The organism is Lentzea sp. NPDC005914, from assembly GCF_040629405.1.
Lineage (GTDB): Bacteria > Actinomycetota > Actinomycetes > Mycobacteriales > Pseudonocardiaceae > Lentzea.
This window is the reverse complement of the sequence record NZ_JBEXVQ010000099.1, coordinates 1-1,438: the sequence shown is the minus strand read 5'-3', so window position 1 is coordinate 1,438 and position 1,438 is coordinate 1. Positions and strand designations below refer to the sequence as shown.

At 55.9% G+C, this 1,438-nt stretch carries 1 rRNA gene; it reads right to left on the bottom strand.

The window, feature by feature from the left end:
- Positions 1-43: 43 nt before the first annotated feature.
- A 23S ribosomal RNA gene (locus ABZ345_RS47440) occupies positions 44-1,438 on the bottom strand; the annotation flags it as partial.

Sequence of the window (1,438 nt, the reverse complement as noted above, 5' to 3'; positions counted from 1 at the left end):
CTGGTTGTTCTTCCAGAACCGCACAGTGGATGCGTAGCATTTTTGTAACAAGTCCTCGGCCTATTAGTACCAGTCAGCTCCAACCGTTACCGGTCTTCCACCTCTGGCCTATCAACCCAGTGGTCTAGCTGGGGGCCTTAACTCACGAAGAGTGGGATACCTCATCTTGGAACGAGCTTCCCGCTTAGATGCCTTCAGCGGTTATCCCTTCCGAACGTAGCCAACCAGCAATGCTCTTGGCAGAACAACTGGCACACCAGCGGTCCGTCCGTCCCGGTCCTCTCGTACTAGGGACAGCCTTCCTCAAGTATCCTACGCGCGCGGCGGATAGGGACCGAACTGTCTCACGACGTTCTAAACCCAGCTCGCGTACCGCTTTAATGGGCGAACAGCCCAACCCTTGGGACCTACTCCAGCCCCAGGATGCGACGAGCCGACATCGAGGTGCCAAACCATGCCGTCGATATGGACTCTTGGGCAAGATCAGCCTGTTATCCCCGGGGTACCTTTTATCCGTTGAGCGACCACGCTTCCACAAGCCATGGCCGGATCACTAGTTCCGACTTTCGTCCCTGCTCGACCCGTCAGTCTCACAGTCAAGCTCCCTTGTGCACTTGCACTCAACACCTGATTGCCAACCAGGCTGAGGGAACCTTTGAGCGCCTCCGTTACTCTTTGGGAGGCAACCGCCCCAGTTAAACTACCCACCAGGCACTGTCCCTGATCCGGATCACGGACCGAGGTTAGACATCCAATACGACCAGAGTGGTATTTCAACGATGACTCCACAACCACTGGCGTGGCCGCTTCACAGTCTCCCACCTATCCTACACAAGCCGAATCGAACACCAATACCAAGCTATAGTAAAGGTCCCGGGGTCTTTCCGTCCTGCCGCGCGTAACGAGCATCTTTACTCGTAATGCAATTTCGCCGGGCCTGCGGTTGAGACAGTCGAGAAGTCGTTACGCCATTCGTGCAGGTCGGAACTTACCCGACAAGGAATTTCGCTACCTTAGGATGGTTATAGTTACCACCGCCGTTTACTGGCGCTTAAGTTCTCAGCTTCGCCCTTGCGGACTAACCGGTCCCCTTAACGTTCCAGCACCGGGCAGGCGTCAGTCCATATACATCGTCTTGCGACTTCGCATGGACCTGTGTTTTTAGTAAACAGTCGCTTCTCGCTGGTCTCTGCGGCCGTCTCGCCCTAGCCTGCAAGAGGCTTCAAGCGCTACGGCCCCCCTTCTCCCGAAGTTACGGGGGCATTTTGCCGAGTTCCTTAACCACAGTTCGCCCGATCGCCTTGGTATTCTCTACCTGACCACCTGTGTCGGTTTGGGGTACGGGCCGCGTGAAAGCTCGCTAGAGGCTTTTCTCGGCAGCATGGGATCACTCTACTTCGCCTCAATCGGCTACGCATCACGTCTCAGCCTTGATGAG